Here is a 25205-nt window from a genome sequence, read left to right as displayed (position 1 = left end):
CTTGCGCGGGCGAATTGTAGGACGGGTTCATGCCCGACAAATCTCCTTCGCCGCACACCTCGCAGCGGCTCGCCGATTTCCTGCCCTATCAGCTTTCCATCGCGTCCAACGCGGTGTCGAGCCGGATCGCCGAACAATATCGGCGCCGCTTCGCGCTCAAGACCACCGAATGGCGGATCATGGCCGTGCTCGGCGATAGCGGCCCGCTGACCCAGCGCGACCTGTCGCAGATCACGCTGATGGACAAGGTGCCGGTCAACCGGGCCTGCAAGACGCTGGAGAGCCGCGCCCTTGCAGAGCGCAAGCCGAACGCGGCCGACGGGCGCTCGCACTTGCTCGAACTGACGGCGGAGGGGCGGGCGGTCCATGCGCGGATCATGCCGCTGGCGCTCGACATCGAACGCGAACTGTTCTCCGCCCTCGACGAGAGCGAGCGCGAGCAGTTGAAATCCATGCTCTTGCGTCTGCGCGAAGCGGCGGGCGACTTCGACGCCGCGGCGCTGGAGGACTGACCTCGCGTCTGCGGTCGTTTATTCGAACGCCGCAGTGATTGAGCAGGCCGCCGGGCCGAGAATGACGATGAACAGCACCGGCAGGATGAACATGATCAGCGGCACGGTCATGATCGCGGGCAGGCGCGCGGCCTTTTCTTCCGCGCGCATCATGCGCTCGTTGCGGAACTCGGCGGACAGCACGCGCAGCGCGGACGCGAGCGGAGTGCCGTAGCGTTCGGTCTGGACCATGGTGGTCACCACACCCTTCACCGCTTCCAGGTTCACGCGGAAAGCGAGATTGTCGAACGCCTTCTTGCGTTCGTTGAGGAAGGACAGTTCGATCGCGGTAAGGGCGAATTCGTCGCCCAGTTCGGGATAGGCGCGGCCCAGTTCCTTGGCCACGCGATTGAAGGCGGCATCGACAGTGAGTCCGGCTTCGGCACAGATCACGAGCAGATCGAGCGCGTCGGGCAGACCCTTGCGGATGGCGTCGGTTCGCTTGGTCGCCTTGTTTTTCAGGAACAGTTCCGGGCCCTTATAGGCAAGGAAGATCACCAGCGCGAGCGCGCCCACTCGCTTCATCTGCCAGTCGGGATAGATCTCGACCATGTAGAGCATCACGAAGGCGAACCCGCCGACGACGATCGGCAGAATGGCGCGGAGCGCGATCAGGATGACCGCGACTTCCTGGTTGCGATATCCGGCCCAGGCCAGCTTCTGCTGCATTTCGCGGACCTGCGAATCCTGCAGCACCTTCATGCGGCCAAGCTGTTCCTTGACCTTTTCTGTGGTGTCCGATTTGCGCGTCAGGCTCTGGCGTTTCTTTGCGGTCGCGGTGACGACCCCGGCCTTCAGCTCCTCGCGCCGGGCGTTGAGCGCCTTGACCCGCTTCGACATCGGATCGGTAATCGTGACGGCCGTGTAGATCGCGAACAGCACGGCCATCGCGGCGACGGCGGCCAGGATCGAGCCCACGACCATGATGTCGACACCGAGAAGCGTAGGGCCAGCAGGGCTTTCCATGATCTCGTCCCGTTCTGCGCGATTAGATTTCGAAGCTGACCATCTTGGCCATGATGAACACGCCGATCGACATCCAGACGAGCCCGCCCATACCGATCACGATCAGAGTTTCGTTTTCGAAGAAGGTCCCGATATAGCCTGGATTGATCCACCAGATCAGGACGAAGACGATGAAGGGCAGGGCGCCGACGATATAGGCCGACGCTTTGGATTCCGAACTCATCGCCCGGATCTTGAGCTTCATCTGCGCGCGCTTGCGCAGCACCTCGGCCAGGTTGGCGAGCGTTTCGGCGAGGTTGCCACCCGTTTCCCGCTGGATTGCAAGCGTGATGCAGAAGAAGTTGAATTCCGGGATTCCCAGCCGATCGGCGGTCTGCTGGAGAGCATCCTCCATCGTGCGACCGATCTTGATGCGTTCCACGACGCCGCGAAATTCCTCGCCCACTGGCCCAGGCACTTCCTGCGCGACGACGGACAGAGTCTCCGTAACGGGAAGACCGGATCGAAGGCCGCGCACCAGCAGATCGATGGCGTCGGCGAATTTGGCGTTGAAGGCCGTCGTGCGCTTCTTGATCGCGCGATTGACGATGAAATGCGGCACGCCCGCACCGAACAGAAGGCCCACGCCCAGCGCGAGCGGGAGCGCGCCGGTGCGCAGAAACAGAAGCAGGGCGATCACCAGACCCAGGCCGATCGAGGCATAGGCATATTGCATCAGCGTCCAGCCCTTGCCCGTCCGGTCGAGCCGCAAGGCCAGGGCATCCACCCGCGACGTCGATCCCGCGATCACCTGCCGCGTGGGGCGCCGCGAGGCGATGGCCTTCTTCAACTGCGACTGGACCTTCGCATCCGTGCTTTCCGAATGGCGGAAACGCAGCTGTTCGAGCCGCCGCTGCGAGGCTTTGCTCGGCGACGGGCCGACGAAGGCGTAGCCCGCGATCCCGAACGCCGCCATCGCTCCCACGAGCAAGAGGGCCAGCTGCATCATGTCCATGCCGTGTCTCCGTTCGAAGCGATTGCGGATCTCGTGAAGCTGCGGCCCGTCATTCCGCCGTGGCGGGTACGGGCTTGGTCTTCTTGGCGAGCAGGGATTTCAGATCGAAGCTGCCGAGCAGCGATTTCTTCCCCGCATGCGGAGCGTCATCGCCTTGCGCGTCCTCTTCGCTCGCACCGATGATCCGCTCTCCGAGAGCCTTGATCACGCTGGCCGGTTTGCTCGTCGAATTGGCCTCGATGAAGGCCTGGCCGAGCTTGGCGGCATTGGCGGCGGTCTTTTGATCGAAGGGAATGCTGAAATCGATCGGGCGCTCGATCGAGGCTTCGAAATCGGCCTTGCTGATTTCCAGCGCACCGGTCTGGACCTTGTTGGCGACCACGATCGGGACCGCGTGCGCCGCATAGCTCTTGAGCCAGGACAGGATGCGGATCGCATCGCGGGCCGAGGCCAGCGTCATTTCGACTGCCACCACCACCACGTTAACCTCGTTGAGCAAGTGGGGATAGGTGATCAGCATCGAACGCGGCAGGTCGATCACCGACATCTCGAAGGCCTGGCGGAATTCCTCCTCCAGCTGGAGGAAGGCGGCTCCATCGGTCATCAGCGGCGCGTTGATTGGCGCTTCGGCGGACAGGATCGAGAGATTGTCGTGCGCGCGGATCATGGCGCGTTCGATGAACAGCCCGTCGATGCGGCTCGGATTGTCGATGGCATCGGTAAGCCCGCGACCCGGTTCGAGATCCAGCGCCAGCGCACCCGTGCCGAAATGCACGTCGAGGTCGAGCAGCCCGGTCTGGAGGTTCTTCTTGGAAGCGAAATACCAGCTGAGCGAAGTGGCGAGAGTGGAGGCGCCGACACCGCCGCGCATTCCGACCACCGCAGTGGAGACGTGGTTGTGGGCCGCATCGGGATCGTTCGCCTTGGGAGCGTTGAAGGACGCCTGAGCCTGTGTCAGCGCATCGCGCAGAGTGTTGGCCGACAAGGGCTTCAGAAGGTAATCGTAGATACCGCTTGCCAGCAGATCGCGATACAGGCGCACATCGTTGACCTGGCCCATCGCGATCACGATCGTTCCAGGCTCGCACACCTCCGCCAGCGAGTTGATATCGTTGAGCGGATCGCCGCTTTCCGACAGATCGACCAGCAGGATATTGGGGCTCGCGCTGACCGACAGCGACTGGATCGCGTTGCGCAGGCCGCCCTTGTTGCACTTTTCGGGTGCCCAGCCGAGCTCGATCACCACCGGACGCAGCGTGTCGAGCGCGGTTTCGTCGCACACATAGGCGGCGAAGGGGATGCGGTCGCCGTTGGGATTGACTTTCAAGGGTGCGTTCACGTCAGTTCCCTCCGGTGGTAGGCTGTTCGGTAAGGCCTTCGGATCCCGTGGGTGCGGCTTCGCGATAGGCTTCGATCGCCTTGGTCGAGGTCAGCAAAACGGTTTCTCCCGTGCCGCGCTTGCCCTGCACCAGATCCTCGGGATCGGCGATCATGGCTGCGATATTGCCGTTGGTGGCGCAGCCGTAATTCGGATTGGTGGCGTTCGCATCGTTCCCTTCGGCCGTGTGCGACCAGTCGGGACAGCCGGGAACGGAAGCGACTGAGCGGGTCAAAATCACGCGCGCCTGGCCCGGTGCGAGCGCCCCCGCCGTCACCGGCGGCGCTTCGGAAAGCAGCAGGCCATAGCGACCCGCCAGCGCCGCGACATCGTCACGCACGCCGTAGGAGCTGGTGGGATCGTCGATGGCGACACGATCGCCATAGCCGAGTTCCATCGTCTCGAACCAACTGGCAAGGCGGCGTTGTTCCGAAATCGGCAAGCCGTCACCGGTGGTGGCGACGTCGAGCGCGAAGTTGGTCCGTTCGACGACCGGCTGTTTCACGCTATAGAGCGAGCGATTGTCCGTGTTCACCGTTCCCGCGCACGCGCCCAGCGCGAGCGCCAGAGGGACGGCGAGTGGTGCCCCGATACGCGTGAACGGGCGGGACAGGAAATGGGAAGGCATGATCGGTCCCCTCACTTGAAGCTGAAGCCGGGCTTGGCGGATGCGCTCTTTTCCCGATTGCGTGGAACGTAGGACTGAGCGAGCACGGGCTCGGCCTCGACCTTGCGCGAAATGGCGGGATTTGCCGGAGCTGCGGGCACTGCCGACGGTTCCGGACGCGTTCCGCCCGTCACCCCATCGGCGTCGCGATATTGCAGGATGCGCTGGTTCTCGGTGGGCTTGAGATAGCCATCCGTCGGCAGGCGAACATCTGCGGCGTTCATCGGCTTCACCAGATAAGGCGTCACGATGATCACCAGCTCGGTCTCGCCGCGCCGGAAATTGGTGGACCGGAACAGATTGCCCAGGATCGGCACGTCACCGAGGCCGGGCGCCTTTTCGATCGCGTTCTGCGAGAAATTGGACAGCAGGCCGGCGATCATCATGCTCTGGCCCGAGCCGAGTTCGATGGTGGTTTCGGTACGGCGCGTGATCAGTGCGGGCACCTGATACCCGTTGAGATTGACCGAACCCTGGCTCGTGAGTTCCGACACTTCGGGTCGCACCCGCAGCGAGATGCGGCCATTGGCGAGCACCGTGGGAGTATAGGACAGGCTGACGCCGTAATTCTTGTACTGGACGGTGGTGGTGCCGAGGCCTTGGCTGAGCGGGATCGGGAACTCGCCGCCTGCAAGGAATTCCGCGGTTTCGCCTGACAGCGCGGTCAGGTTCGGCTGCGAGAGCGTTACGGCGAGGTTCTGGGTTTCGGCAAGATCGATCGCGGCACCGATGTCGAGGCCGAGAAATTCGCCGGCCAGGCCCAGAGTGGTTCCCTGGCCGATCTTGGTGACGAGCGAACCGCCGTCAGGTGCCTCTTGGAAGTTGACGCCGAAACCTGCGGGGCTTCCCGGAGTGTATTGCGGGAAGGTGCCCTGGCGGCCCTGGCCCACGCCGAACTGGAAGCCCTGCGTGCTATCGACCGTGGCGAGGTTCACGCCCAGCGAGCGCACGACGCTGCGGCTGACTTCGGCGATGCGCACCTGGAGATTGACCTGCAGGGGCGTCGCCATGCGCAGGCGGCTGATTACGTTGGTGTTATCGCCCACGAAGGCTTCCACCAGATCCTGCGCTTCGGCGGCATCTTCCGGGGCGGCGACGGTGCCGGTCAGCAGCACGGTGTTATTGCCCATGGTTGCGACCGCAATCTTGGCTTCGGGCATGGCGAGGGCCAGCATCTGGTCGATGCTGCCGATGTTCGATCCCACCCGGACATTGGCCGACCAGATGATGTCGCCACGCGAATTGCTGGCGTAGATCGTGGTCTCTCCACCGCCGACGCCGAAAACGTAGAGCGCGCGTTGCGATTTGAGCTGCACGTCCGCAATTTCGCTATTGGCGACGAAGACGTCGGCCATGGCGCCGGGTACGTTGATCAGCTCGCCGCGGCCGATGGACAGGACGATATCCTGCGAAGGGCGCACCACCGTCTGGGCGTTTGCCATTGTGGCGGGCGCGGCGGCGGCCACCGGTGCGAGCGCCAGTCCGGCCATGACCGCCTTGGGCCAGACGGTCGGCAGCACTTTGTTGAAGATACGCGGTTTCATGGTTGCAAGCCCCCTGATGGCTTCGCCTGATATACGGTCGGAATTGAAGCGGCTCATCGCGTGCCAGCCCCGGCGGGCACGGCCTGGCCGTTCTTGTCGATTCCCACGGCGTCGGTTTGTGTGCCGCGCATGATGCGCACCTGCGGTCCGGTCGGTCTGGCGGGCTCTGCGCCGACCGCATTCTGCACCGGACCTGTGCCGCCCATCTGCTGGGGCCCCTGATTGCGCGCGACCTGCGGCGGAATTGTCGAGCGCTGGAAGCGCGAGACATCGCCGCCGGTCGAGAACGAGCCGATCTTGTCGTCCGGTCGGGCCATCGCACGGCGCAGCAGGCGTTCTTCCTGCTCGGGAGTCGCATTGTCGGGGATCGAGATATCGCCCGAAGCCAGCGCGCTTTCGAGATCGGACTGATTGTCGGAGAGCGAGCGGAGCGACAGGCTGAGCTGGCCGATGGTTTCCGCAACTGCGATCTTTTCGGCCATCTTGGGCGTGACTTCGAGCGTGACGGTGCGCGATTCACGCACCACGGTCTTGCCGTTCTCGGTCTCCTGCGAGGTCGACTGATCGGTGGCGAGCACGCGCAGATTGCGCATGATGGTCTCGGACGCCTTCAGCGCCGCGCCCTCCACGCCGGCCACTTCCTGCGTCAGCATGATGTCCACCCTGTCACCCGGAAAGACGAAGCCGGCGACGCCGGTCTGCGCGGAGACGGGCACGGTGATGGCCCGCATCCCCGGGCTGAGAGCCGCAGCGAGGAAGCCGCGATCGCCGGGGCTCACGAGCGAGCCCTGCGTGACCGGCTCACCTGCAGTGATCGGATGGCGCACCACGGTGCCCAACAATTTCGCAAGGTCCGATTCGCCTTCGAGGAAATAGGCGTCGGCCACCATTTCGGCAGGCCAGGACTGGAAACCGATCGATTCGGCGGTGATAATCGTGCCTGCGGGCAGGGCGCGCTGGGCAACCAGCACTTTCGGCCCGGTCGGAACGACGGGCGCCGCCTGCGCCTGCGGCGCGGAAGCGCCTGCGAACATGCTCCGCGCGACCATTGCCGTGCCGACCGCGATGATCAGCGCGACAAGCAGCAGAGCCAGTTTCTTCCTGTCCATGGCTTGATAAGCCCCCTTCGATGGCCCGCGCCCGGATGGCGGGCAGGTATGGTTTTCCGGCTTAAGGGTGAGTGGTTAACATCGCGTATTCAGGCCGTGAGCGCGGGGCCGCCGGAAACCGCCGCCAGATCGCTGGCGATGATCCACAGTCCTGCGATCGCGATGGCGAGACCGTAGGGCACCTGGATGCGTCGGGCGTGGCGCTTGATCACGCGCAAAGAGACGAGGGTGGCGACCAGCAGAACGAGCGAGGGCGCAAGCGCGACCACGAGCGCTCCGGCAAGGCCGCTGGCGCCGAAGCTGCGCAGAGCGGGCGGCATGGCCAGCCCGCCGAGGAGCATCGTACCGATCGCAAGAGCGATGACGAAACAGACGCTCAACACGATCATGTCGCGGCTCAGCCCGCCGCCGCTCGACGCGCGAACGCGCCAGGCGGCCATGCCCATGGTGAGAAGCCAGCCGATGATCGCCATCATCACGACGAGGGCGGGGAGGCGGTCGAACGGGATCCACAGAGCGAGCGCGCCGAGCAGCTTGACATCGCCTCCGCCCATCTGACCCAGAACGAAGAACAGGTAACAGACTGCGAAGACACCGAAACCGGCGGCGATCTGGATGGCGATGCCGGGCCAGGGTGCGAGGCCGCTGCTCCACCAATACAAGGGCGCTGCAAGCGCGATGGAGAGCGTCAGCCAATTGTAGATGCGGCGGCTCTTCAAGTCGGTGGCGATCGCGATCAGCAGCGCGATTGCCAAGCCCCCGAGCAGTCCGTAATGCGCGATCTGATGTAGCGTCGTACCCACAGGGGCCCCTTTCGATGGGCCGTGCTACAGGGTGCGGCTTACCAAACGGTAACCATACCTAAGGACGCGGGCGATCACTCGAAGCGCATCATCCGACCCGATCGATCGGCGAACGATCCCGAACGCGGCGCACGAGACGGTGTGGACCGCGCCCGATGGGCACGAGGTGCGCCGGATCGACTGGCCGATAGAAGACGATACGGCGCGCGGATCGATCCTTTTCTTTCCCGGGCGCGGGGATCATTACGAGAAATATCTCGAAACGCTGGAAGAATGGCACCGGGCGGGCTGGCGCGTCACGGCGGCGGACTGGCGGGGCCAGGCGGGCTCGGGCCGGTTGGGCGGCGATGCGACGACCGGCCATGTCGAGGATTTCCAGATCTGGCTGGACGATCTGGCGGCCTTCTGGCGGGCGTGGAAAACGGCAACGCCCGGCCCTCACGTGCTCGCCGCGCATTCGATGGGCGGGCATATCGTCCTGCGCGCCGCAGTCGAACATCTGGTCGATCCCGATGCGGTGGTCCTGTCCGCGCCCATGCTGGGCATGGCCGGGCCGCCTTTGCCGCCAAGCATTCTCCAACCCATCGCCAAGCTGATGACGCTGATCGGCGATCCCGCGCGTCCGGCCTGGAAATGGAGCGAGAAGCCCGGCGAAATGCCGACCCGGCGGCGCGACCTCCTGACCCATGACGACGATCGCTACGAAGACGAACTCTGGTGGCGCGAGCATCGCCCCGAGCTGGTGATGGGGCCGGGCAGCTGGCGCTGGGTCGAACGCGCCTATGCCTCCACCATAGCGCTGTTCGAGCACGGCCGCCTCGAACGGCTCGCCGTGCCCGTCCTGATCGTGGCGACATCGGACGACAAGCTCGTCTCCCACGCCGCCATCAAACGGGCAATCGCGCGGTTGCCCAAAGGCGAGCTGGCCGAATTCGGGCCCGAGGCGCGGCACGAAATCCTGCGCGAGACCGATAGCGTGCGCGGCAGGGCGATGGACGCGATCGGCGAGTTTCTCGATCGCGTAGTACCCGTATCCGCACCCCAACCGGCCCAGTGACGGTTTACGATTTCGCCATCGTCGGCGCCGGCATGGCGGGCGCAAGCCTCGCCGCCGAGCTGGCCGAGCATGCCAGCGTCCTGCTGCTCGAAGCCGAAGATGCGCCCGGCTATCACGCCACCGGCCGTTCCGCCGCGTTCTGGGAGGAATGCTATGGTGGGCCGGAGATCGTCCCGCTGACGCTGGCTTCGGGCACTTACCTTCGAGATCGCGGCTTTCTCGACCGGCGCGGCGCGCTGTATGTCGGGCGCGAGGGCAAGCGTGGCGCTTTGGATGCGTTCATGGACCGCTTCGGCGATACCGGCGCGACGATCGAGCGGCTGGAACGCCCCGCGCTGGCGGAAAGGATACCGGGCCTGCGGAGCGAGTGGACCGGCGCGGTGTGGGAGCCGGCCTGCGCCGATATCGACGTTGCCGGACTGCACGCCGATTATCTGCAACAAGCCAAAACGCGCGGCGTAGACCTGCGTACGAGAGCCCGAATTGCGCAGGTCGAGCGTGAGGATGGGGCTTGGACCCTTGCCTCCGAAAGCGGCGAGCAATTCCGTGCCGCCACGCTCGTCAATGCGGCGGGGGCGTGGGCGGACGGACTCGCCGAGGCTGCCGGCATTCGCCCGCTCGGCATTCAGCCCTTGCGCCGGACGGTCGTCCAATTGCGGGTCGATCCCGCCCCGCCATCCGACATGCCGCTGGTGCTCGATATTTCGGGGCGCTTCTATTTCAAGCCCGAGGCCGGGCGCGTCTGGCTGAGCCCGCATGACGAGGAGCCGAGCGAGGCTTGCGATGCGGCGCCCGAAGAACTGGCAGTGGCCGAAGCGATCGACCGGTTGCAGGGCGTGGTCGACTGGCGGGTCGAAGCGGTCGAGCGACGGTGGGCGGGCCTCAGGAGCTTCGCGCCCGACCGGCGTCCGGTCTATGGCTACGATCCGCGCGCCGAAGGCTTCGCATGGTTTGCGGGGCAGGGCGGTTTCGGCATCCAGACGGCACCCGCTGCCGCGCGCCTCGCATCGCAGATCCTGCTCGGGCTGGAGCGGGATGCGATGACGCGCGCTCTGGATGCCGGCCTCTACGCGCCGGAACGCTTCGGCTAGCGCCCCTCAGCCGCCCTGAAAGGTTTCGGCCGCGTCGCTCGCCAAGCGGTCCACGCGTTCGTTTTCGGCATGGCCCGAATGGCCCTTCACCCAATGCCATTCGACCCGGTGCCGTTCGGTCAACGCAATCAGTTCATGCCACAGATCGGCGTTGCGCACCGGTTTCTTGCTGGCATTGATCCAGCCGCGCTTCTTCCAGCCGTGGACCCATTTGGTGATCCCGTCGATCAGGTATTTGCTGTCGGTATAGAGATCGACCTCGCAAGGTTCGATCAGCGCTTCCAGCCCACGGATCGCGGCGGTCATTTCCATCCGATTGTTGGTCGTGTCGGCCTCGCCCCCCGACAATTCCTTCTCGTGTTGGCCGAGCCGCAGCAGCGCGCCCCAGCCTCCGGGGCCGGGATTGCCCTTGCAGGCGCCATCGGTGAACAGGTCTACGCGTTTCATCGTCGGGGCTCTTAGCGCGCTCTCGCCCTCAGGCGAAAGCCTCTTGGCCAAGATCGCGATAGGTGTTCCATCGCCGCACGAAGTCCATCGGATCCTTGCGGATGACGAGCGCGCCCGCGGGCGTTTCGATCCAGTCGTGCGCGCGGCTGGCGACGAAGCGCAGGCAGGCGCCTTCGGCCAGCAGGGGAAGCGCATCGCGCTCGTCCCGACCCAGCGGGCGCACCGATTCGTACCCGCCGACGAGCACATGGCCTAGCGCGGCATCGAAGCGGCTTCCGTCCTTGGAAAAGCACCATGCGGCGTGCGTCACGGCGAGATCGTAAGCCATCGTATCGTGGCAGGCGAAATAGAAGTCGATCAGGCCGCTGACCCGGTCGCCCAGCATGAGGACGTTGTCGGGAAAGAGATCGGAATGGATGATGGATCGCGGAAGGTCGCTCGGCCAGGCTTGCGCAACGGCGCGGGCGCGGGGCAGCACTTCGGGAAGGTCGGGGTCGATCTGCGCGAGCGCGGCGCTACCGCACGATTCGAGCGTGGCGCAGTTTTCTTGCGGCCCCAGATCGTTGACGCGCGAGCCGGGAAAATCCTGCGCCGCGGCGTGCATTCGCGCCAGGGCCACGCCGACGGCGTGGGCCTGAGCGGCGCTGGGCGCGGTGGGCGAAACGCCGGGCAGAAATTCGATCAGCGCAACCGCCTTGCCCTCGACCATACGGAAGCTTGCGCCCTCGCGGTCGTGAATGGTGCGCGGCACCGGGCAGTCGGCGGCGGAAAGATGATCGAGCAGGTCGAGGAAGAAGGGCAGGTCCGCCGTTTCGATGCGGCGTTCGTACATGGTGAGGATGAACCGCGCGCTTTGCGCTGAGTCCTTCCCCGGGCCGCCATCCTTGCCCGAGGTTTCGATCAGCCAATTGCTGTTGGACACACCCTCGGCAATGCCCTTGGCCGACACCAGATCGCCGACATCGTAGGCGGCGATCAGCTCCGCCAGCCGCTCGGTGCCGAGATCGGTATAGACCGCCATGCGTCCGCCGCCGCCTGATCAGTCGAGCAATTGCCGGGGCAGCTTGAAGACCATCTTTTCTTCGGCGGCCATGATCGTGGTCTCTTCCACCGTGCGCCATTCGCCGAGCCTGTCGACCACTTCGCGCACCAGCAGTTCGGGCGCGGAGGCGCCGGCCGTGAGCCCCAGCGTCCCGACGCCTTCGAGCCATTCCGGATCGATATCCGATGCGCGCTGGATCAGATAGGCATCCGTCCCCAACCGCTCGGCCACTTCGACCAGCCGCAGCGAGTTCGACGAATTGGGCGCGCCGATCACCAGCACCAGATCGCTGCCCGGCGCGATTTTCTTGACTGCGGCCTGGCGATTGGACGTGGCATAGCAGATGTCTTCCGCCTTGGGGCCGGAGATGTCGGGGAAACGCCGTTCCAGCGCGGCGATCACATCCGCCGTATCGTCGACCGACAAGGTGGTCTGGGTGAGATAGGCCAGCTCGGTCCCGGCGGGAAAATCGAGCTTCGCGACATCGTCCACCGTTTCGACCAGCGTCATCTGCCCGTCTTCGACCTGGCCCATCGTGCCGATCACTTCCGGGTGGCCTTCATGACCGATGAAGATGATGTGCCGATCCTTTTCGATCTGGCGTTCGGCCTGGCGGTGCACCTTGCTGACCAGCGGACAGGTGGCGTCGACATACAGCATTTCGCGCCGATCGGCTTCGGCGGGAACCGATTTGGGCACGCCATGGGCGCTGAAGACAACGGGCGCGCCATCGGGCACCTCGTCCAGTTCCTCGACGAAGACCGCGCCCTTTTCGCGCAGCGCATCCACCACGTAGCGATTGTGGACGATTTCGTGCCGGACATAGACCGGCGCGCCGTATTTCTCGAGCGCGCGCTCCACGATCTCGATCGCGCGATCGACTCCGGCACAGAATCCGCGCGGGGCGGCGATCAGCAGCGCCAGCGGCGGCTTGTCCTGTGAGTCGGTCGAAGATGCGGAGAGGGGGCTTGGGTGCAAGGGGGCGTTCATAACCCGACCCCTAGCGCTTTGTGCGCGCTCTCGCTAGGGGAAGCGCTTTCTCGCGGGCTCCGGTCCGCTGCCTTCGTATTGACCCAATTTGCCAGGGACGTTCCAGCTCATGACCTCGCGCTCCAGCCTGTTCTCGATCCTCGCTCTCGGTATCGCTCTGGCGGGCTGCCGTTCGGAAGGCGAGCTGGTGCTCGACCAGGGCGTCGGCATCACGGCGGTGCGCACCGCCTGCCCCGCAGTGGGCGTGCCCGACTACACCGGCGACATCACCACCTTCCGCAGCCCGAATTCGCGGCTCGCCAGCGATATCGACGTGACCGCGGCGATCACCAATGTCCGCTCGACCTGCAATGAAAGCGGCGACCGGGTGTATAGCGAGGCGAGCTTCGACGTGGTCGCCCGCCGGACCGATACGAGCGCGGCGCGCCAGGTTACGCTGCCCTATTTCAGCACCGTCCTGCGCGGCGGCAGCGCCATCGTGACCAAGCGGGTCGGCAGCGTGACGCTGAATTTCCCCGCCGGTGCGGAGCGCGCGCAGGCCAGCGCGAAAGCCGGGGCCTTCGTCGATCGTTCGGAAGCCACTCTGCCCGACGATATCCGCCGTCAGATCACGCGACGCCGCAAGCCGGGCGACCCCGACGCCGCGCTCGACCCGCTGGCCGATCCGGCGGTGCGCGCGGCAGTGCAGCGCGCCACGTTCGAATTGCTGATCGGCTTTCAGCTGACCGAACAGCAACTCGCCTACAACGCCACGCGCTAAGCCGATCGGGGCCTCGCGCTCCGGCCATTCGACACGCGACACTGGTTGCCGCGCGGGCACCGCGCGGCCATGGACGATTCTATGACCGACACGACGACTCTCTACGCCCATTTCGCCGCGCGGATCGATGCGGTGCTCGACGCGCTCGAAATGGAAGGCTCGCTGCCGCCGGAAACCGACCGCGCGAACGTCGCGGTGGAGCCGCCGCGCGATCCTGCGCATGGCGATCTCGCGACCAACGCCGCCATGGTCCTCGCCAAGCAGGCGAAGAGCAATCCGCGCGCGTTGGCGGAGAAGATCGTTTCGCACCTTGAGCGCGATCCCGACGTGGTGTCGCTCGACATCGCGGGGCCGGGCTTCATCAATCTGCGCATCGAACCCGAAGCCTGGCGGCGCGAGATCGCCGCGATCGCGGAGATGGGCGATGCATATGGCCGCTCGGCGATGGGCGGCGGCAAGCGCGTGAACGTCGAATACGTCTCCGCCAATCCGACCGGGCCGATGCATATGGGGCATTGCCGCGGCGCGGTGGTGGGCGATGCGCTGTGCGGCCTGCTCGAATTCGCAGGCCACACGGTCACGCGCGAATATTACGTCAACGATGCTGGCGGCCAGGTCGACGTGCTCGCCCGCTCGGCCCACCACCGCTATCGCGAGGCTCTGGGGCAAGATGCGGGCGAACTCGCCGAAGGGCTCTATCCTGGTGATTACCTGATCCCGGTCGGCGAGCAGCTGGCCGAGGAATTCGGCGATCGCTACGCCGATGCGCCCGAAAGCGAATGGCTCGCCCTGTTCCGCACCCGCGCCGTGGCGGCGATGATGGCAATGATCCGCGCCGACCTCGCCCTGCTCGGCATTCATCACGACCTGTTCTCGTCCGAAGCGGAGTTGCAGGCCGCGAAAAAGCCGGAAGAGGCCGAGGAATGGCTGCGCGCGCGCGACCTCGTCTATGACGGCGTGCTCGAAGCGCCCAAGGGCAAGGCGCCGCCCGAAGACTGGGAGCCGGTCGAACTGCCCCTGTTCCGCTCCACGCAATTCGGGGACGATCAGGATCGCCCGATCAAGAAATCGGACGGGAAATGGACCTATTTCGGCGCCGACCTCGCCTATCACTTCCAGAAGGCGGAAAGTGCCGATGCGTTGATCGACATCTGGGGCGCGGACCATGCGGGCACGGTCAAGCGGATCAAGGCAGCCGTCGCCGCGCTGACGCAAGGGGCGGGGCGCAGCGTGCCGTTCGACGTCAAGCTGGTGCAGATGGTCAAGCTCCTGCGCGACGGCGAGCCGGTGAAGATGTCCAAGCGTTCAGGCACTTTCGTGACCTTAGCCGAAGTGGTCGAGGAGGTCGGCAAGGATGTCGTGCGCTTCACGATGCTGACCCGCAAGCCCGACGCACAGATGGAATTCGACTTCGCAAAGGTGGTCGAAGCATCGAAAGACAATCCGGTCTTCTACGTCCAGTACGCCCACGCCCGCATCCATTCGACGCTGCGCAAGGCGAAGGAGCAGGGAATCGTCCCCTCGGGCGAGCATCTCGACCGATTGGGCGAGGCGGAGCTGGCGCTGGTGCGCGAAGCGGCGCAATTCCCCCGCGTGGTGGAATCCGCCGCGATCGCGCGCGAGCCGCACCGCATCGCCTTCTATCTCGGCGACCTGGCCGCCGCCTTCCACAGTTTCTGGAATGCGGGGAACGACGATCCCTCGCTCCGCATGATCCAGTCCGAAAACGAGACGTTGAGCGCAGCGCGGCTTTTCCTGGCGGTGCAGATCGGGCAGGTAATCCGCAACGGGCTGGCGATCCTGGGGGTCGAAGCCGTCGAGGAAATGTGAGGGAATTGAACGGTGATGCAGGGCGCGGAGGGCACTAACGACAGCCGGACGCTCGATTTCGGCGATGGGGACGAAAGCCTCCCCTGGCTCGAATCGGATGACGAGCAAACACAGACCGGTTTCGACACCACCAAGCTGATCGGAATCGCGCTGCTGATGATCGTCGCGCTGGGTGTGATCGTGGGCGCGATCTGGTGGTTCACCAATTCGACCGCCGCAGGCGGGCCCGAGCCGGACGGTTCGTTGGTGGAAGCGCCGGACGAGCCCTATCGCACCCGGCCCGAAGATGCCGGCGGCAAGACCTTTGCCGGAACGGGCGATACCAGCTTCGCAGTCGGCGAAGGCCAGGCGCGGGAAGGCCGCCTGGCCAGCGAGCCTGCGCCTGCGGTTACGCCCACCCCCACCGAAACAGCCGCGAGCGAGCCTGCGCCCGCCGAAACGCCCGCGCCGCGATCCAACGCCCTGCCGCGCGGCACGGCGGTGCAGGTCGGCGCCTATTCCAACCGGGCGGATGCGGAAGAAGGGTGGCGCACCTTGCAGCGGCAGACCGACGCGCTGTCGGGCGTCGATTATCGCATCGTCGAAGGTCGCGCCGATATCGGGACCGTCTTCCGGCTTCAGGCGGCGGGCGGCGACAATGCCGGTGCGCGTCGCCTCTGCAACGCGCTTCAGTCCGACGGACTGCCCTGCCAAGTCAAATAGAGCCAAGTCAAATAGGGCCGAGTCAAATAGCTGAGGGGCAGGCGCGGCCTGTCCACACCGATGCTTGCTATGATGCTTGCGGCAGGGGGGCAAAGCTGCGATTCTTTCGGCTATGACACCTGCCATATTCGGTATCGCCGGTCCGCGCCTGTCCGCTGAAGAGCGCGCTTTCTTCAGGGATTGCGATCCGGTCGGCTACATCCTGTTCGCCCGCAATTGCATCGACCGGGATCAGATGCGCGCGCTGACCGACGAGCTGAAGGCGATCCACGGGCGCGAGAAGACCTTCATCTCGATCGACCAGGAAGGGGGCCGTGTCGCGCGGATGAAACCGCCCGAATGGAACCGCTACCCGGCTGGCCAGGCCTTTGACGAATTGTACCAGATCGCGCCCGCCAGCGCGATCGAGGCGGTCCGTTTGAACGCCGAAGCGATCGCGCGCGAGCTTTCCGAAGTGGGCGTCACCGTCGATTTCCACGCGCCGTTCGATGTGCGTCGCCCCGAAACGAGCGATGTGATCGGCGATCGGGCGCTGGGCACCGATCCCCTGCAAGTCGCAGCGCTGGGGCGCGCCACGCTGGAAGGGATGGCGCGTGGGGGCGTGCTGGGTTGCCTCAAACACATGCCCGGCCATGGCCGCGCGACGGTGGACAGCCACAAGGAAATGCCGGTGGTCCATGCGAGCGAAGCGGAGCTTGAAGAGGACATCGCGCCCTTCCGCGCGCTTTCAGGCCATCCGCTCGGCATGACCGGCCATCTGATGTTTCCCGCCTGGGATGGCGAGCATCCCGCCACCCAGTCGCCGACGATCATCGAAGATGTGATCCGCGGCGCGATCGGCTTCGACGGACTGTTGCTGACCGACGATATCGACATGGAAGCGCTCGAAGGCAGTGTGCCCGAGCGCTCCGAATGCGCGCTGGCCGCAGGGTGCGACGTGACGCTCAATTGCTGGGCGAAGATGCCGGACATGGAGGGCATCGCTGCGCGCAATCCGGATCTAAGCGATTCGGCCCGCGCGCGGTTCGATCGGGTCATGGATGCGATCGGTCCGATGCCTGAAGGGTTCGAGACCGCCGACCTGATCGCCCGCCGCGATGCCTTCTTCGCCGCCGCGCGGGACGCCGCGTGAGCGATACGCTCTCTCTCTTCGGCGACAATGCGGAGGAGCAGCGGGCATCCGATGGGCAGGAAATCGCCGACGAGAGGGCCAACGACCGGTTAGGCACCGACGAAGCGCTCTATCTCGAACTGGACGGGTGGGAAGGGCCGCTCGATCTCCTGCTGGATCTCGCACGCCGCCAGAAGGTCGATCTGCGGTCGATCTCGATCCTCTCGCTCGTCGATCAATATCTCACCTATATCGACGAGGCGGAGGCGCTGAAGCTGGAGCTGGCGGCCGATTATCTCGTGATGGCGGCATGGCTCGCCTATCTCAAATCCGCGCTTCTGCTGCCGAAGGACGAACAGGAAGAGCCGTCTGCCGAAGAACTGGCGCTGAAACTGCAATTGCGGCTCCAGCGCCTAAGCGCGATGCGCGAGGCGGCGGCGCGGTTGATGGCGCGCGACCGTATCGGGCGCGACGTCTTTCTGCGCGGAAGGCCGGAGGGGCTTGAGATCGCGCGCAAGACGCGCTGGCGCTGCGACCAGTTCGCGCTGATCGAGGCTTATGGCCGGGTCAAGGCGCGCACCGCGCCTGCCGTTCACATGGTGCGCGAGCGTCCGGTGATGACGCTCGATTCGGCGCTCGACCGGGTGTCGGCCATGCTCGGCGTGACGCTCGACTGGATGCGGCTGGAAGAATTCCTCCCGCCCCATGCCGAACCGCGCTTGCGCAAATCCGCGCTCGCATCCAGCTTCGTCGCAGCGCTCGAACTGGCGCGACTGGGCAGGGCGGAGCTGGCGCAGGACGAGGTCTTCGGACCCCTGCGTTTGCGCAGGGTCGCACGATGAGCACCGATCTGGAGCGCGCGCTCGAAGCGGCTCTCTTCGCGGCGGACGAGCCGATGAGTGCCGAATCGCTTGCCGGCTTCCTGCGCGACGCGCCGCTCGGCGAGGTGAAGGAGGGGCTGCGCGCTCTGGCGGAGCATTACGAGCGGCGCGGTATCCATCTGGTCGAGCGGGCAGGGCGCTGGCATTTCGAGACCGCGCCCGATCTGGCGCATTTCCTCAGGCGGGAGCGCGAACAGATCCGCAAGCTCAGCCGCGCGGCGACCGAGGTGCTGGCGATCGTCGCCTATCACGAACCGGTGAGCCGGGCCGAAATCGAATCGATCCGGGGGGTGCAGACGTCTTCCGGCACGCTCGACGTGCTGATGGAGGAGGGCTGGGTCCGTATCGCCGGACGCCGCGAAGCGCCCGGCCGGCCCACGATCTATGCGACGACGCCCGCCTTTCTCGACCATTTCGGGCTCTCCAGCCGCCGCGATCTTCCCGGCCTTGCGGAATTGCGCGCCGCCGGTCTGCTCGATCCGGTGGAGGAGGCGTACGAAGATATCATGGGCGAAGGCAGCGATCCCGATCGCGAGGATGCAGGCGAGGCCTGACATCGAAACATACGGTTTTGTGCGCGATCCGCTGGCTTAATCGCACGCGGGCCCCTATATCGGAGGAACAGCTAGCAAAAGGTACTCAAATGTCGCTCGGTCCATGGCAGCTCATCATTATCGCTCTCGTCATTCTCGTCCTGTTCGGACGGGGCAAGATTTCCGAAATGATGGGTGATTTCGGCAAGGGTATCAAAAGCTTCAAACAGGGCATGAACGAGGAGGACGGCAAGTCCGATCACCGGGATTCGCCCCGGATCGAAGGTCCGTCGCACAATGCGAAGCCCGCATCCGAAACGGTGAGGGACGAGCAGGCGCACACGCCTTCGGACCGCACCTGATCCGCAACGGCGGGCGGACCCGTAAATGTTCGATATCGGAGCCGCCGAGCTTCTGGTGATCGTCATCACTGCGATTGTGGTGATCGGCCCCAAAGAGATGCCGCGCGCCTTGAGGACCGCCGGGCGCTGGATCGGCAAGATGCGGCGCATGTCCAATCACTTCCGCACCGGGCTCGACGCCATGATCCGCGAAGCGGAAATGGAAGAGGCCGAAAAGGAATGGCGCGAGCGCAATCGCGAGATCATGGCGCGTTCGGGCGGCGAGACGTTCGGAAGCGATCCGGTAGAACCGGCAATGGAGCCGCTTCCCGGCCCGGCGCCGGAACCCGTTGCGAACGAAGCCGACGCTCGGGCCGAAGCGGCGATCGAGCGCGCTAAGCCCAAAGCGTCTGGCGAAGCGGCCGGTGAGCCCGAATTGCCGCTCGATCCGCCCCCACCGCCCGAAAACGGCGAGGCCGGACGATGAAGGATCTCGACGAGACCCAGGCACCGCTGCTCGAACACCTGATTGAACTGCGTACGCGCCTGGTTCGCTGCGTTTTGGCGCTGGTCGTCGCTTTCGGCATCTGCCTCTATTTCGCCGATTCGATCCTCGGCTTTCTGATCCAGCCGCTGAAAGGCGCCTTCCCCGACGGGGAAGGGCAGCTGATTTTCACCAAGCTGTACGAGGTGTTCTTCGTCGAGCTGAAAGTGGCTCTGTTCGCAGGCTTCTGCCTCAGCTTCCCGATCATCGCCAACCAACTCTGGGCCTTCGTCGCCCCGGGGCTGTATGCGCGCGAGAAGAAGGCATTTCTGCCATTCATTTTGGCCACCCCGCTGCTGTTCGCTTGCGGCGCGTCGCTCGCCTATTTCGTCGTCATGCCGACTGCGTTCGAATGGTTTCTCGGCTTCGAGGGCGAAGCGGGCGGAATGGCGATCCAGGCGTTGCCGACAGCGAACGAATATCTCGGCCTGGTGATGCAGTTCATCCTCGCCTTCGGGATCAGCTTTCTTCTGCCCGTCCTGCTCCTGCTGCTGCACCGCGCAGGCATCGTGTCGCGCGAGCAATTGGTGGGCGCGCGGCGATACATCATCGTGCTCGTGATCGCGCTTTCGGCGGTCATCACGCCGCCGGACCCCGGATCGCAACTCTTGCTGGCCATACCCTTGCTGTTGCTGTTCGAGGGATCGCTTATCCTGATGCGCCTTGCGGATCGGAAGACCGGCGGCGAGGAAGACGCGAAGGACGAGAGCGGCGATGCGTCCAAGGGCAGTACCGAGAGCCTCTGAAACCGGCTCATCGGTCGACGTTTCGTAATGCGGCTTTATCTGAACCGCGGTCCATTCGTCCGTCTCAGGTTGCAGGCCGCGCGATTGGCTTGAGCGCGCAATCCGATCACCCGGTCGAGCGCGCCTTTTGGATCTTCGAAATCCTCGACCGAAGGGATGGGCTGAACGCGCTTCGGTCCTGCCCCCGACGACAGAACGCCCGACAGTGATAGACCAAAAAAAACGGGGCCGATCGGCCCCGCTTTCTTAATCGGAATGATCAGTCCGCTTACGGGCTGACGGCATCGTCGTCGCCATCGTCGGCAGCGATCACAACCGCGGTGATGATGGCGGCAGCGGCCAGAACGCCGATGACCACACCGACGCCGCCGGCGAGTTCGGATTCACCTTCGACCGGAGCAGCGCTGCGCTCGGCAGCGACAACCGGGGCGGAAACCAGAGTGGCAGCAGCAGCAACTGCAGCGAGGTTACGAATCTTCATTTCAATCTCCTTCGGAGAACACAGCGTTTCTCGTTCATGTGCGGTGATAGGAAGGGTGGGAGTTGGATGCAAGACCTAAATATCGCCCCAAAAGCGACAATTTAAGTATTATGGGCTGACGGGATCATCATCTTCCGAAAGGAAAACGATCGCTGCGGCTACTGCGGCAATCCCGGCGAGAAAAACGATCGGCGATTGTCCGCCGATTGCGCTTTCCCCTTCGATCGGCGCGTGACCGCGCGTTTCGGCCTGGGCGAGCACAGGAGACAGGGCGATCGCCCCAGCTGCACCGACCAAACAAATCTTGCGAAGCATCGATATCCCCTTTTTGGATCGGACCAGCCCCAGATCGGGTCAGGCCGCTCCCAAACACGAACAATCTCACCATAGGCGCAACCGAGCCCGTGCGGCCCGATCGCGTGCATGGACCTAGACGAGGGTTGGTTTAGCTGAGGTTAACGCGATCCGGAACCCCGACCGACCGACGCCGTAGACAAAGACTCATTCGGCATCCTTTGCATAGACCCGGCGCCCGCCCACCCAGGTTTCGAGCACCATGGTGTCGCGGATCTGTTCTGGCGTGGCCAGCAAAGGATCGCGATCCACCAGCACGAAATCGGCCCGTTCGCCGACCACCAGCTTGCCGAATCGCCCTTCGCCGAACCCGGCATAGGATCCATTCGCGGTAAAGGCGGTGAGCGCCTGTTCGCGGCTGACCGCTTCCTGCGGCCGCCAGCCGCCGAAGGGTTGTCCGTTCACATCGGTGCGCGTGAAGGCAGCGGCGAGCCCGGCGAAGGGATCGGGCGATTCGACCGGCGCATCCGAACCGAAAGCCAGCATTGCGCCCGTCGCGGCGATCGTCTTCCAGGCATAGGCGCCGTCCAGCCGGTTCGGGCCGAGGCGCGCTTCGGCCATCGTGCGATCGCTGGTCTGGTGGACCGGCTGCATCGAGGCAATCACTTTGGCCGACGCGAATTTCGGGATATCGACCGGATCGACGATCTGCGCATGTTCGATCCGCCAGCGCCGATCGCCCGAAAAGCTGTCGGAAATATCGGCGACGGCATTCAGCGCTTCGGCATTGGCGGCGGTCCCGATCGCGTGGACGGCGATCTGAAACTGGCCGCTGGCGGCGCGCACCATGACGTTGCGCAATTGCGCCGGGCTCATCAGCGGCAGGCCGGTATTGCCCGGATCGTCGGCATAGGGTTGCTTCAGCCAGGCCCCACGCGAACCTAGCGCCCCGTCGAGATAGAGCTTGATGCCATTGAGCCGCAATTTGTCGTCATACAGCCATTGCGTCGGGCGCGGACCGGCGATGGCTTCCATCGTATCGGCGTCGGTCGCATAGGACATGATGCGCAATGTCAGCCGCCCGCCATCGCCCGCGCGGCGGAAGGTGTGCCAATCGTCCATGCTGGTGCCCATGTCGGCGGCGGCAGTGATCCCCATCGAATGTAGCAGTTCCTGCGCGCGCAAGAGAGCCAGATCGCGCTCGGCGGGGCGCGGGGCGGGGACGACGCGCTGGACCAGCGCTTCGGCGGCATCAACGAACACGCCGGAAGGCTTGCGCGAACCGGGCAGGCGCTCGATCCGGCCACCTTCCGGATCGGCGGTGGCCGCGCTTACGCCTGCCGCTTCGAGCGCCAGCGTGTTGCCCCAGGCGGCATGGCCGTCCACCCGGCTCAGCCAGACGGGCCGATCGGACACCGCACTGTCGAGTTCCGCAGCGGTCGGGAAGCGACCGAGGCCCCATTTCTCCTGATTCCAGCCGCGGCCCAAAATCCAAGGGCGGGCGGGATTTTCGGCAGCGAATCGGCGAATCTTATCGAGCGCTTCTTCCAGTGAATTGGTATCCGACAGGTCGAGCGTGAGCTGAGCGATGCCGAGCTGCATCACGTGAAGATGCGCGTCGACTAGGCCCGGCAGCATCACCCGGCCTTCCCCGTCGAGCAGATAATCGACATCGCGCGGGCGCTTTTCGTTCCGGTCGTAAACCGCCTTCACGCGGCCGCCATCGTCGATCAGCAGCGCGGTAAAGCGGTCGATATTCCCCTCCTCGTCGATCCGCACGCCGTCGACATTTTCGATCAGCTGATCGGCGAGAGCGGGCGTTGCGGTGAGAGCGGTCGCGAGCGCGCAGGCGCTGGCGAGGAACAGACGGCGGGCGGTCTTTATGGATGTCATGGGATGACGGGTTATCGGGGAAGGGCGCCTTGCGGAAGGGCTAAGCGCGAAGCCATCCGGCATTTTTGCGCGATTGCGCCGATTGGCCGCGCGCCGTAGGGGCACCGACCATGAGCCAGCAGCAGGACAGCACCGCATCTTCCGAGAAGGCCACCGCTCTTCTCACCATCGATCACGTGCGCGCCGCCGCCGGGCGTATCGCGGGGCAGATCGTGGAAACGCCGATGCTGCATTCGCAGACGCTGTCCAAGATCACGGGCGCCGATATCTGGCTCAAGTTCGAGAACCTGCAATTCACCGCCGCCTACAAGGAGCGCGGCGCTCTGAACGCGCTGTTGCAATTGCCGGAAGAGCAACGTTCGCGCGGCGTGATTGCGGCATCTGCCGGCAATCACAGCCAGGGCCTGTCCTATCACGGGACGCGATTGGGCGTGCCGGTTACGATCGTGATGCCAACGACCACGCCGACCGTCAAAGTGATGCAGACCGAGAGCGTGGGCGGCAAGGTCGAGCAATATGGCGAGACCTTCGACGAGGCCTATGCCCATGCCCGCAAGCTGGAAAGCGAGCGCGGGCTGACTTTCGTCCACCCTTTCGACCATCCGCATGTCGCGGCGGGACAGGGAACGGTGGCGCTGGAGATGCTGGAGGCCAAGCCCGATCTCGACTGTCTGGTTGTCCCCATCGGGGGCGGCGGCCTGATGAGCGGGATGGCCACGGTGGCCAAGGCGCTGAATCCGGCGATCGAGATGGTGGGCGTTCAGGCCAAGCTGTTCCCGTCCATGTATGCGCATCTGCGCGGGCAGGACATGGCCTGCGGCGGGGACACGCTGGCCGAGGGAATCGCGGTCAAGGCGCCGGGCGAATTCACCTCGCAGATCATCGCGGAACTGGTCGACGAAGTGCTGCTGGTGGACGAACCGGCGCTCGAACACGCGGTCTCGCTGCTGCTGCAGATCGAAAAGACCGTGGTCGAGGGCGCGGGCGCTTCGGGGCTAGCGGCAGTGCTGGACCATCCCGAACGCTTCGCCGGGCGCAAGGTCGGGCTGGTGCTGTGCGGCGGCAATATCGACACCCGCCTGCTCGCCAATGTGCTGCTGCGCGATCTGGTGCGCAGCGGACGGATGGCGCGGCTCAGGATCACCTTACAGGACCGGCCGGGCGCTCTGTTCCGGGTGATGGGCGTGTTCGACGCGCACAATGTCAACATTCTCGAAATCCACCACCAGCGCATCTTCACCTCGCTGCCCGCCAAGGGGCTGTTCACCGAGATCGAGTGCGAGGCCCGGGACGAGGCGCAGATGCGCGGACTGGTCGCGGCCTTGCGCGACAAAGGCTATTCGGTCGAGGAAGTCGCCGTCGATTGACGCGAGGGCGATTTTTCAGCCGTTAACCACGCGTCCCGTTCCGCGAATGCGACCATCGGATCAAGGCTACGCAGAAAACGTGGTTAAGAACCTTTTAACGGCGGATCGAAACAGGCATAAACATGTCTCCAGACAAGGGCGGCATCCTTCGCCCTGTCCGTAAAGGCCCAGGAGACAGCCCGCCGTGACGGCACCGATCCGCTTCCCCCGTTTTTTCGTGACCGCCCCGTCGCCCTGTCCGTACCTGCCGGGCAAGAGCGAGCGTAAGGTGTTCACCGAATTGCGCGGCGAGAATGCGGACGAGCTGAACGAGGCGCTGGGCCGGATCGGTTTCCGTCGCAGCCAGACCGTGGCCTATCGCCCCAGCTGCCTCGATTGCCAGGCCTGCGTTTCGGTGCGCGTGGTGGCGCCGGAATTCCGCCCGTCCAGCAGCCAGAAGCGGCTGATCAAGGCCAATCGCGATCTGGTGGCGACCGATTGCCGCCCCTGGGCGACCGAAGAACAGTTCGAATTGTTGCAGAAATATCTCTCCGTTCGCCATCCGGGCGGCGGGATGACGCATATGGAAGAAACCGACTTCGCCGACATGGTGGAGCATACGCCGGTCACCAGCACCGTCATCGAATATCGTGAGCCTACCGAAGATGGGCGGCCGGGCCGCCTCGTTGGTGCCTGCCTCACCGATGTGCAGGCCGACGGGCTTTCGATGATCTACAGCTTCTACGATCCCGACCATGCGGAGCGTTCGGGGCTTGGCACCTATATCATATTGGATCATATGCGGTTGGCGGCAGAGCGTGGGCTGCCATATGTCTATCTCGGCTATTGGGTCGCCGGGTCGGACCGTATGCAATACAAGGTCAGGTTCCGGCCGCTGGAGCGGCTTGCCCGGTCGGGATGGGAGCGGATTTCGGATGAGGAGCAGACGAGGCTCATCGCCTCCGCCACCGCCTCGCGCTCGCCCGAACGCAAGGCCGACCGACTTCAGGCCCGCGCCTGCAAGGACGCGGTGCCTTCAGACGCGTCGGAATCCGCACGCTACGACTTCGTCGGCTGACACGCTTTTCCTAACCTTCGGCAAAA

At 64.9% G+C, this 25205-nt stretch carries 26 protein-coding genes; 14 read left to right on the top strand and 12 right to left on the bottom strand.

What is annotated here, in order from left to right:
* Positions 1 to 29: 29 nt before the first annotated feature.
* Positions 30 to 512 carry a MarR family winged helix-turn-helix transcriptional regulator gene (locus J7347_RS07245; protein ID WP_067679931.1) on the top strand — a complete coding sequence of 161 codons (483 nt, stop codon included), beginning with the start codon at positions 30 to 32 and terminating at the stop codon, positions 510 to 512.
* Positions 513 to 530: 18 nt separating this feature from the next.
* Here the strand turns inward: J7347_RS07245 and J7347_RS07240 are convergent, their stop codons facing one another.
* From J7347_RS07240 to J7347_RS07210, 7 genes are all read right to left on the bottom strand, one after another.
* The gene (locus J7347_RS07240) at positions 531 to 1520 is read right to left on the bottom strand and encodes a type II secretion system F family protein (RefSeq protein WP_067679934.1); all 990 of its coding nucleotides are present in this window, start codon (positions 1518 to 1520) and stop codon (positions 531 to 533) included.
* A gap of 19 nt (positions 1521 to 1539) precedes the next feature.
* A complete protein-coding gene (locus J7347_RS07235) occupies positions 1540 to 2511 on the bottom strand; it encodes a type II secretion system F family protein (RefSeq protein ID WP_209161496.1) in 972 nt (323 codons plus the stop codon).
* Between the two features lie 49 nt (positions 2512 to 2560).
* Positions 2561 to 3850: a pilus assembly protein CpaE gene (locus J7347_RS07230; protein WP_209161495.1), complete on the bottom strand. Its 1290-nt coding sequence runs from the start codon at positions 3848 to 3850 to the stop codon at positions 2561 to 2563.
* Position 3851: 1 nt separating this feature from the next.
* Entirely contained in the window at positions 3852 to 4517 is a 666-nt protein-coding gene (locus tag J7347_RS07225; protein WP_209161494.1) for a CpaD family pilus assembly protein, read from the bottom strand.
* A gap of 11 nt (positions 4518 to 4528) precedes the next feature.
* A complete protein-coding gene (locus J7347_RS07220) occupies positions 4529 to 5998 on the bottom strand; it encodes a type II and III secretion system protein family protein (protein WP_245173954.1) in 1470 nt (489 codons plus the stop codon).
* A 155-nt stretch (positions 5999 to 6153) separates the two neighbouring features.
* On the bottom strand, positions 6154 to 7209 hold the full coding sequence (cpaB, locus tag J7347_RS07215; RefSeq protein ID WP_209161492.1) for a Flp pilus assembly protein CpaB: 1056 nt from the start codon (positions 7207 to 7209) through the stop codon (positions 6154 to 6156).
* An 89-nt stretch (positions 7210 to 7298) separates the two neighbouring features.
* Entirely contained in the window at positions 7299 to 8012 is a 714-nt protein-coding gene (locus tag J7347_RS07210; protein ID WP_209161491.1) for a prepilin peptidase, read from the bottom strand.
* Between the two features lie 139 nt (positions 8013 to 8151).
* Between J7347_RS07210 and J7347_RS07205 the strand changes: the two genes are divergently transcribed.
* Entirely contained in the window at positions 8152 to 9069 is a 918-nt protein-coding gene (locus J7347_RS07205; protein ID WP_348521583.1) for an alpha/beta hydrolase, read from the top strand.
* Positions 9066 to 10160, top strand: a complete 1095-nt coding sequence (locus tag J7347_RS07200; protein ID WP_209161490.1) for an FAD-dependent oxidoreductase — start codon at positions 9066 to 9068, stop codon at positions 10158 to 10160. Before J7347_RS07205 ends, J7347_RS07200 begins: the two co-directional genes overlap by 4 nt.
* A 6-nt stretch (positions 10161 to 10166) precedes the next feature.
* Here the strand turns inward: J7347_RS07200 and rnhA are convergent, their stop codons facing one another.
* Genes rnhA through ispH form a run of 3 tightly spaced genes read right to left on the bottom strand, consistent with a single transcriptional unit; the run spans position 10167 to position 12639 of the window.
* Positions 10167 to 10607 carry a ribonuclease HI gene (rnhA, locus tag J7347_RS07195; RefSeq protein ID WP_209161489.1) on the bottom strand — a complete coding sequence of 147 codons (441 nt, stop codon included), beginning with the start codon at positions 10605 to 10607 and terminating at the stop codon, positions 10167 to 10169.
* Positions 10608 to 10635: 28 nt separating this feature from the next.
* Positions 10636 to 11628: a homoserine kinase gene (locus J7347_RS07190; RefSeq protein ID WP_209161488.1), complete on the bottom strand. Its 993-nt coding sequence runs from the start codon at positions 11626 to 11628 to the stop codon at positions 10636 to 10638.
* Positions 11629 to 11646: 18 nt separating this feature from the next.
* Positions 11647 to 12639 (bottom strand): 4-hydroxy-3-methylbut-2-enyl diphosphate reductase, encoded by a 993-nt coding sequence (gene ispH, locus J7347_RS07185; RefSeq protein WP_209161487.1) that lies wholly within the window; start codon positions 12637 to 12639, stop codon positions 11647 to 11649.
* 109 nt (positions 12640 to 12748) lie between these two features.
* Here ispH and J7347_RS07180 point away from each other — a divergent pair, with 109 nt between their 5' ends.
* The 9 genes from J7347_RS07180 (at position 12749) to tatC (ending at position 20087) form a co-directional block, all read left to right on the top strand.
* On the top strand, positions 12749 to 13399 hold the full coding sequence (locus J7347_RS07180; RefSeq protein ID WP_209161486.1) for a hypothetical protein: 651 nt from the start codon (positions 12749 to 12751) through the stop codon (positions 13397 to 13399).
* 81 nt (positions 13400 to 13480) lie between these two features.
* Entirely contained in the window at positions 13481 to 15229 is a 1749-nt protein-coding gene (gene argS, locus J7347_RS07175) for an arginine--tRNA ligase (RefSeq protein WP_209161485.1), read from the top strand.
* Positions 15230 to 15244: 15 nt separating this feature from the next.
* On the top strand, positions 15245 to 15931 hold the full coding sequence (locus J7347_RS07170) for an SPOR domain-containing protein (protein ID WP_209161724.1): 687 nt from the start codon (positions 15245 to 15247) through the stop codon (positions 15929 to 15931).
* A 112-nt stretch (positions 15932 to 16043) separates the two neighbouring features.
* Positions 16044 to 17063, top strand: coding sequence for a beta-N-acetylhexosaminidase (gene nagZ / locus J7347_RS07165; protein WP_209161484.1), 1020 nt, complete (start codon positions 16044 to 16046; stop codon positions 17061 to 17063).
* 62 nt (positions 17064 to 17125) lie between these two features.
* Positions 17126 to 17884, top strand: coding sequence for a ScpA family protein (locus tag J7347_RS07160; protein ID WP_348521595.1), 759 nt, complete (start codon positions 17126 to 17128; stop codon positions 17882 to 17884).
* The gene (gene scpB / locus J7347_RS07155) at positions 17881 to 18477 is read left to right on the top strand and encodes an SMC-Scp complex subunit ScpB (protein ID WP_209161482.1); all 597 of its coding nucleotides are present in this window, start codon (positions 17881 to 17883) and stop codon (positions 18475 to 18477) included. The genes J7347_RS07160 and scpB overlap by 4 nt, the downstream gene beginning before the upstream one ends.
* 89 nt (positions 18478 to 18566) lie before the next feature.
* Positions 18567 to 18818 (top strand): twin-arginine translocase TatA/TatE family subunit, encoded by a 252-nt coding sequence (gene tatA / locus J7347_RS07150; RefSeq protein WP_209161481.1) that lies wholly within the window; start codon positions 18567 to 18569, stop codon positions 18816 to 18818.
* Between the two features lie 25 nt (positions 18819 to 18843).
* Positions 18844 to 19284, top strand: a complete 441-nt coding sequence (gene tatB, locus J7347_RS07145; RefSeq protein ID WP_067679977.1) for a Sec-independent protein translocase protein TatB — start codon at positions 18844 to 18846, stop codon at positions 19282 to 19284.
* On the top strand, positions 19281 to 20087 hold the full coding sequence (gene tatC / locus J7347_RS07140) for a twin-arginine translocase subunit TatC (protein ID WP_067679980.1): 807 nt from the start codon (positions 19281 to 19283) through the stop codon (positions 20085 to 20087). The genes tatB and tatC overlap by 4 nt, the downstream gene beginning before the upstream one ends.
* 268 nt (positions 20088 to 20355) lie before the next feature.
* On the opposite strand, the gene J7347_RS07135 is transcribed toward tatC, so the two are convergent.
* Together J7347_RS07135 and J7347_RS07130 are read right to left on the bottom strand one after the other, a co-directional pair.
* On the bottom strand, positions 20356 to 20568 hold the full coding sequence (locus J7347_RS07135) for a hypothetical protein (RefSeq protein WP_067679983.1): 213 nt from the start codon (positions 20566 to 20568) through the stop codon (positions 20356 to 20358).
* Positions 20569 to 21069: 501 nt separating this feature from the next.
* Complete coding sequence (locus J7347_RS07130) at positions 21070 to 22755, bottom strand: amidohydrolase (RefSeq protein ID WP_209161480.1); 1686 nt, start codon at positions 22753 to 22755, stop codon at positions 21070 to 21072.
* Positions 22756 to 22865: 110 nt separating this feature from the next.
* Between J7347_RS07130 and J7347_RS07125 the strand changes: the two genes are divergently transcribed.
* Both J7347_RS07125 and J7347_RS07120 read left to right on the top strand, forming a co-directional pair.
* Positions 22866 to 24122 (top strand): threonine ammonia-lyase, encoded by a 1257-nt coding sequence (locus tag J7347_RS07125; RefSeq protein WP_209161479.1) that lies wholly within the window; start codon positions 22866 to 22868, stop codon positions 24120 to 24122.
* 184 nt (positions 24123 to 24306) lie between these two features.
* Entirely contained in the window at positions 24307 to 25179 is an 873-nt protein-coding gene (locus J7347_RS07120; RefSeq protein ID WP_209161478.1) for an arginyltransferase, read from the top strand.
* Positions 25180 to 25205 lie beyond the last annotated feature (26 nt).

The sequence above is a fragment of the Erythrobacter sp. A6_0 genome (assembly GCF_017744235.1).
In the GTDB taxonomy this organism is placed as follows: Bacteria; Pseudomonadota; Alphaproteobacteria; order Sphingomonadales; family Sphingomonadaceae; genus Qipengyuania.
Note: the sequence above shows the minus strand (reverse complement) of the source record. Positions and strands in the feature narration are given on the sequence as shown.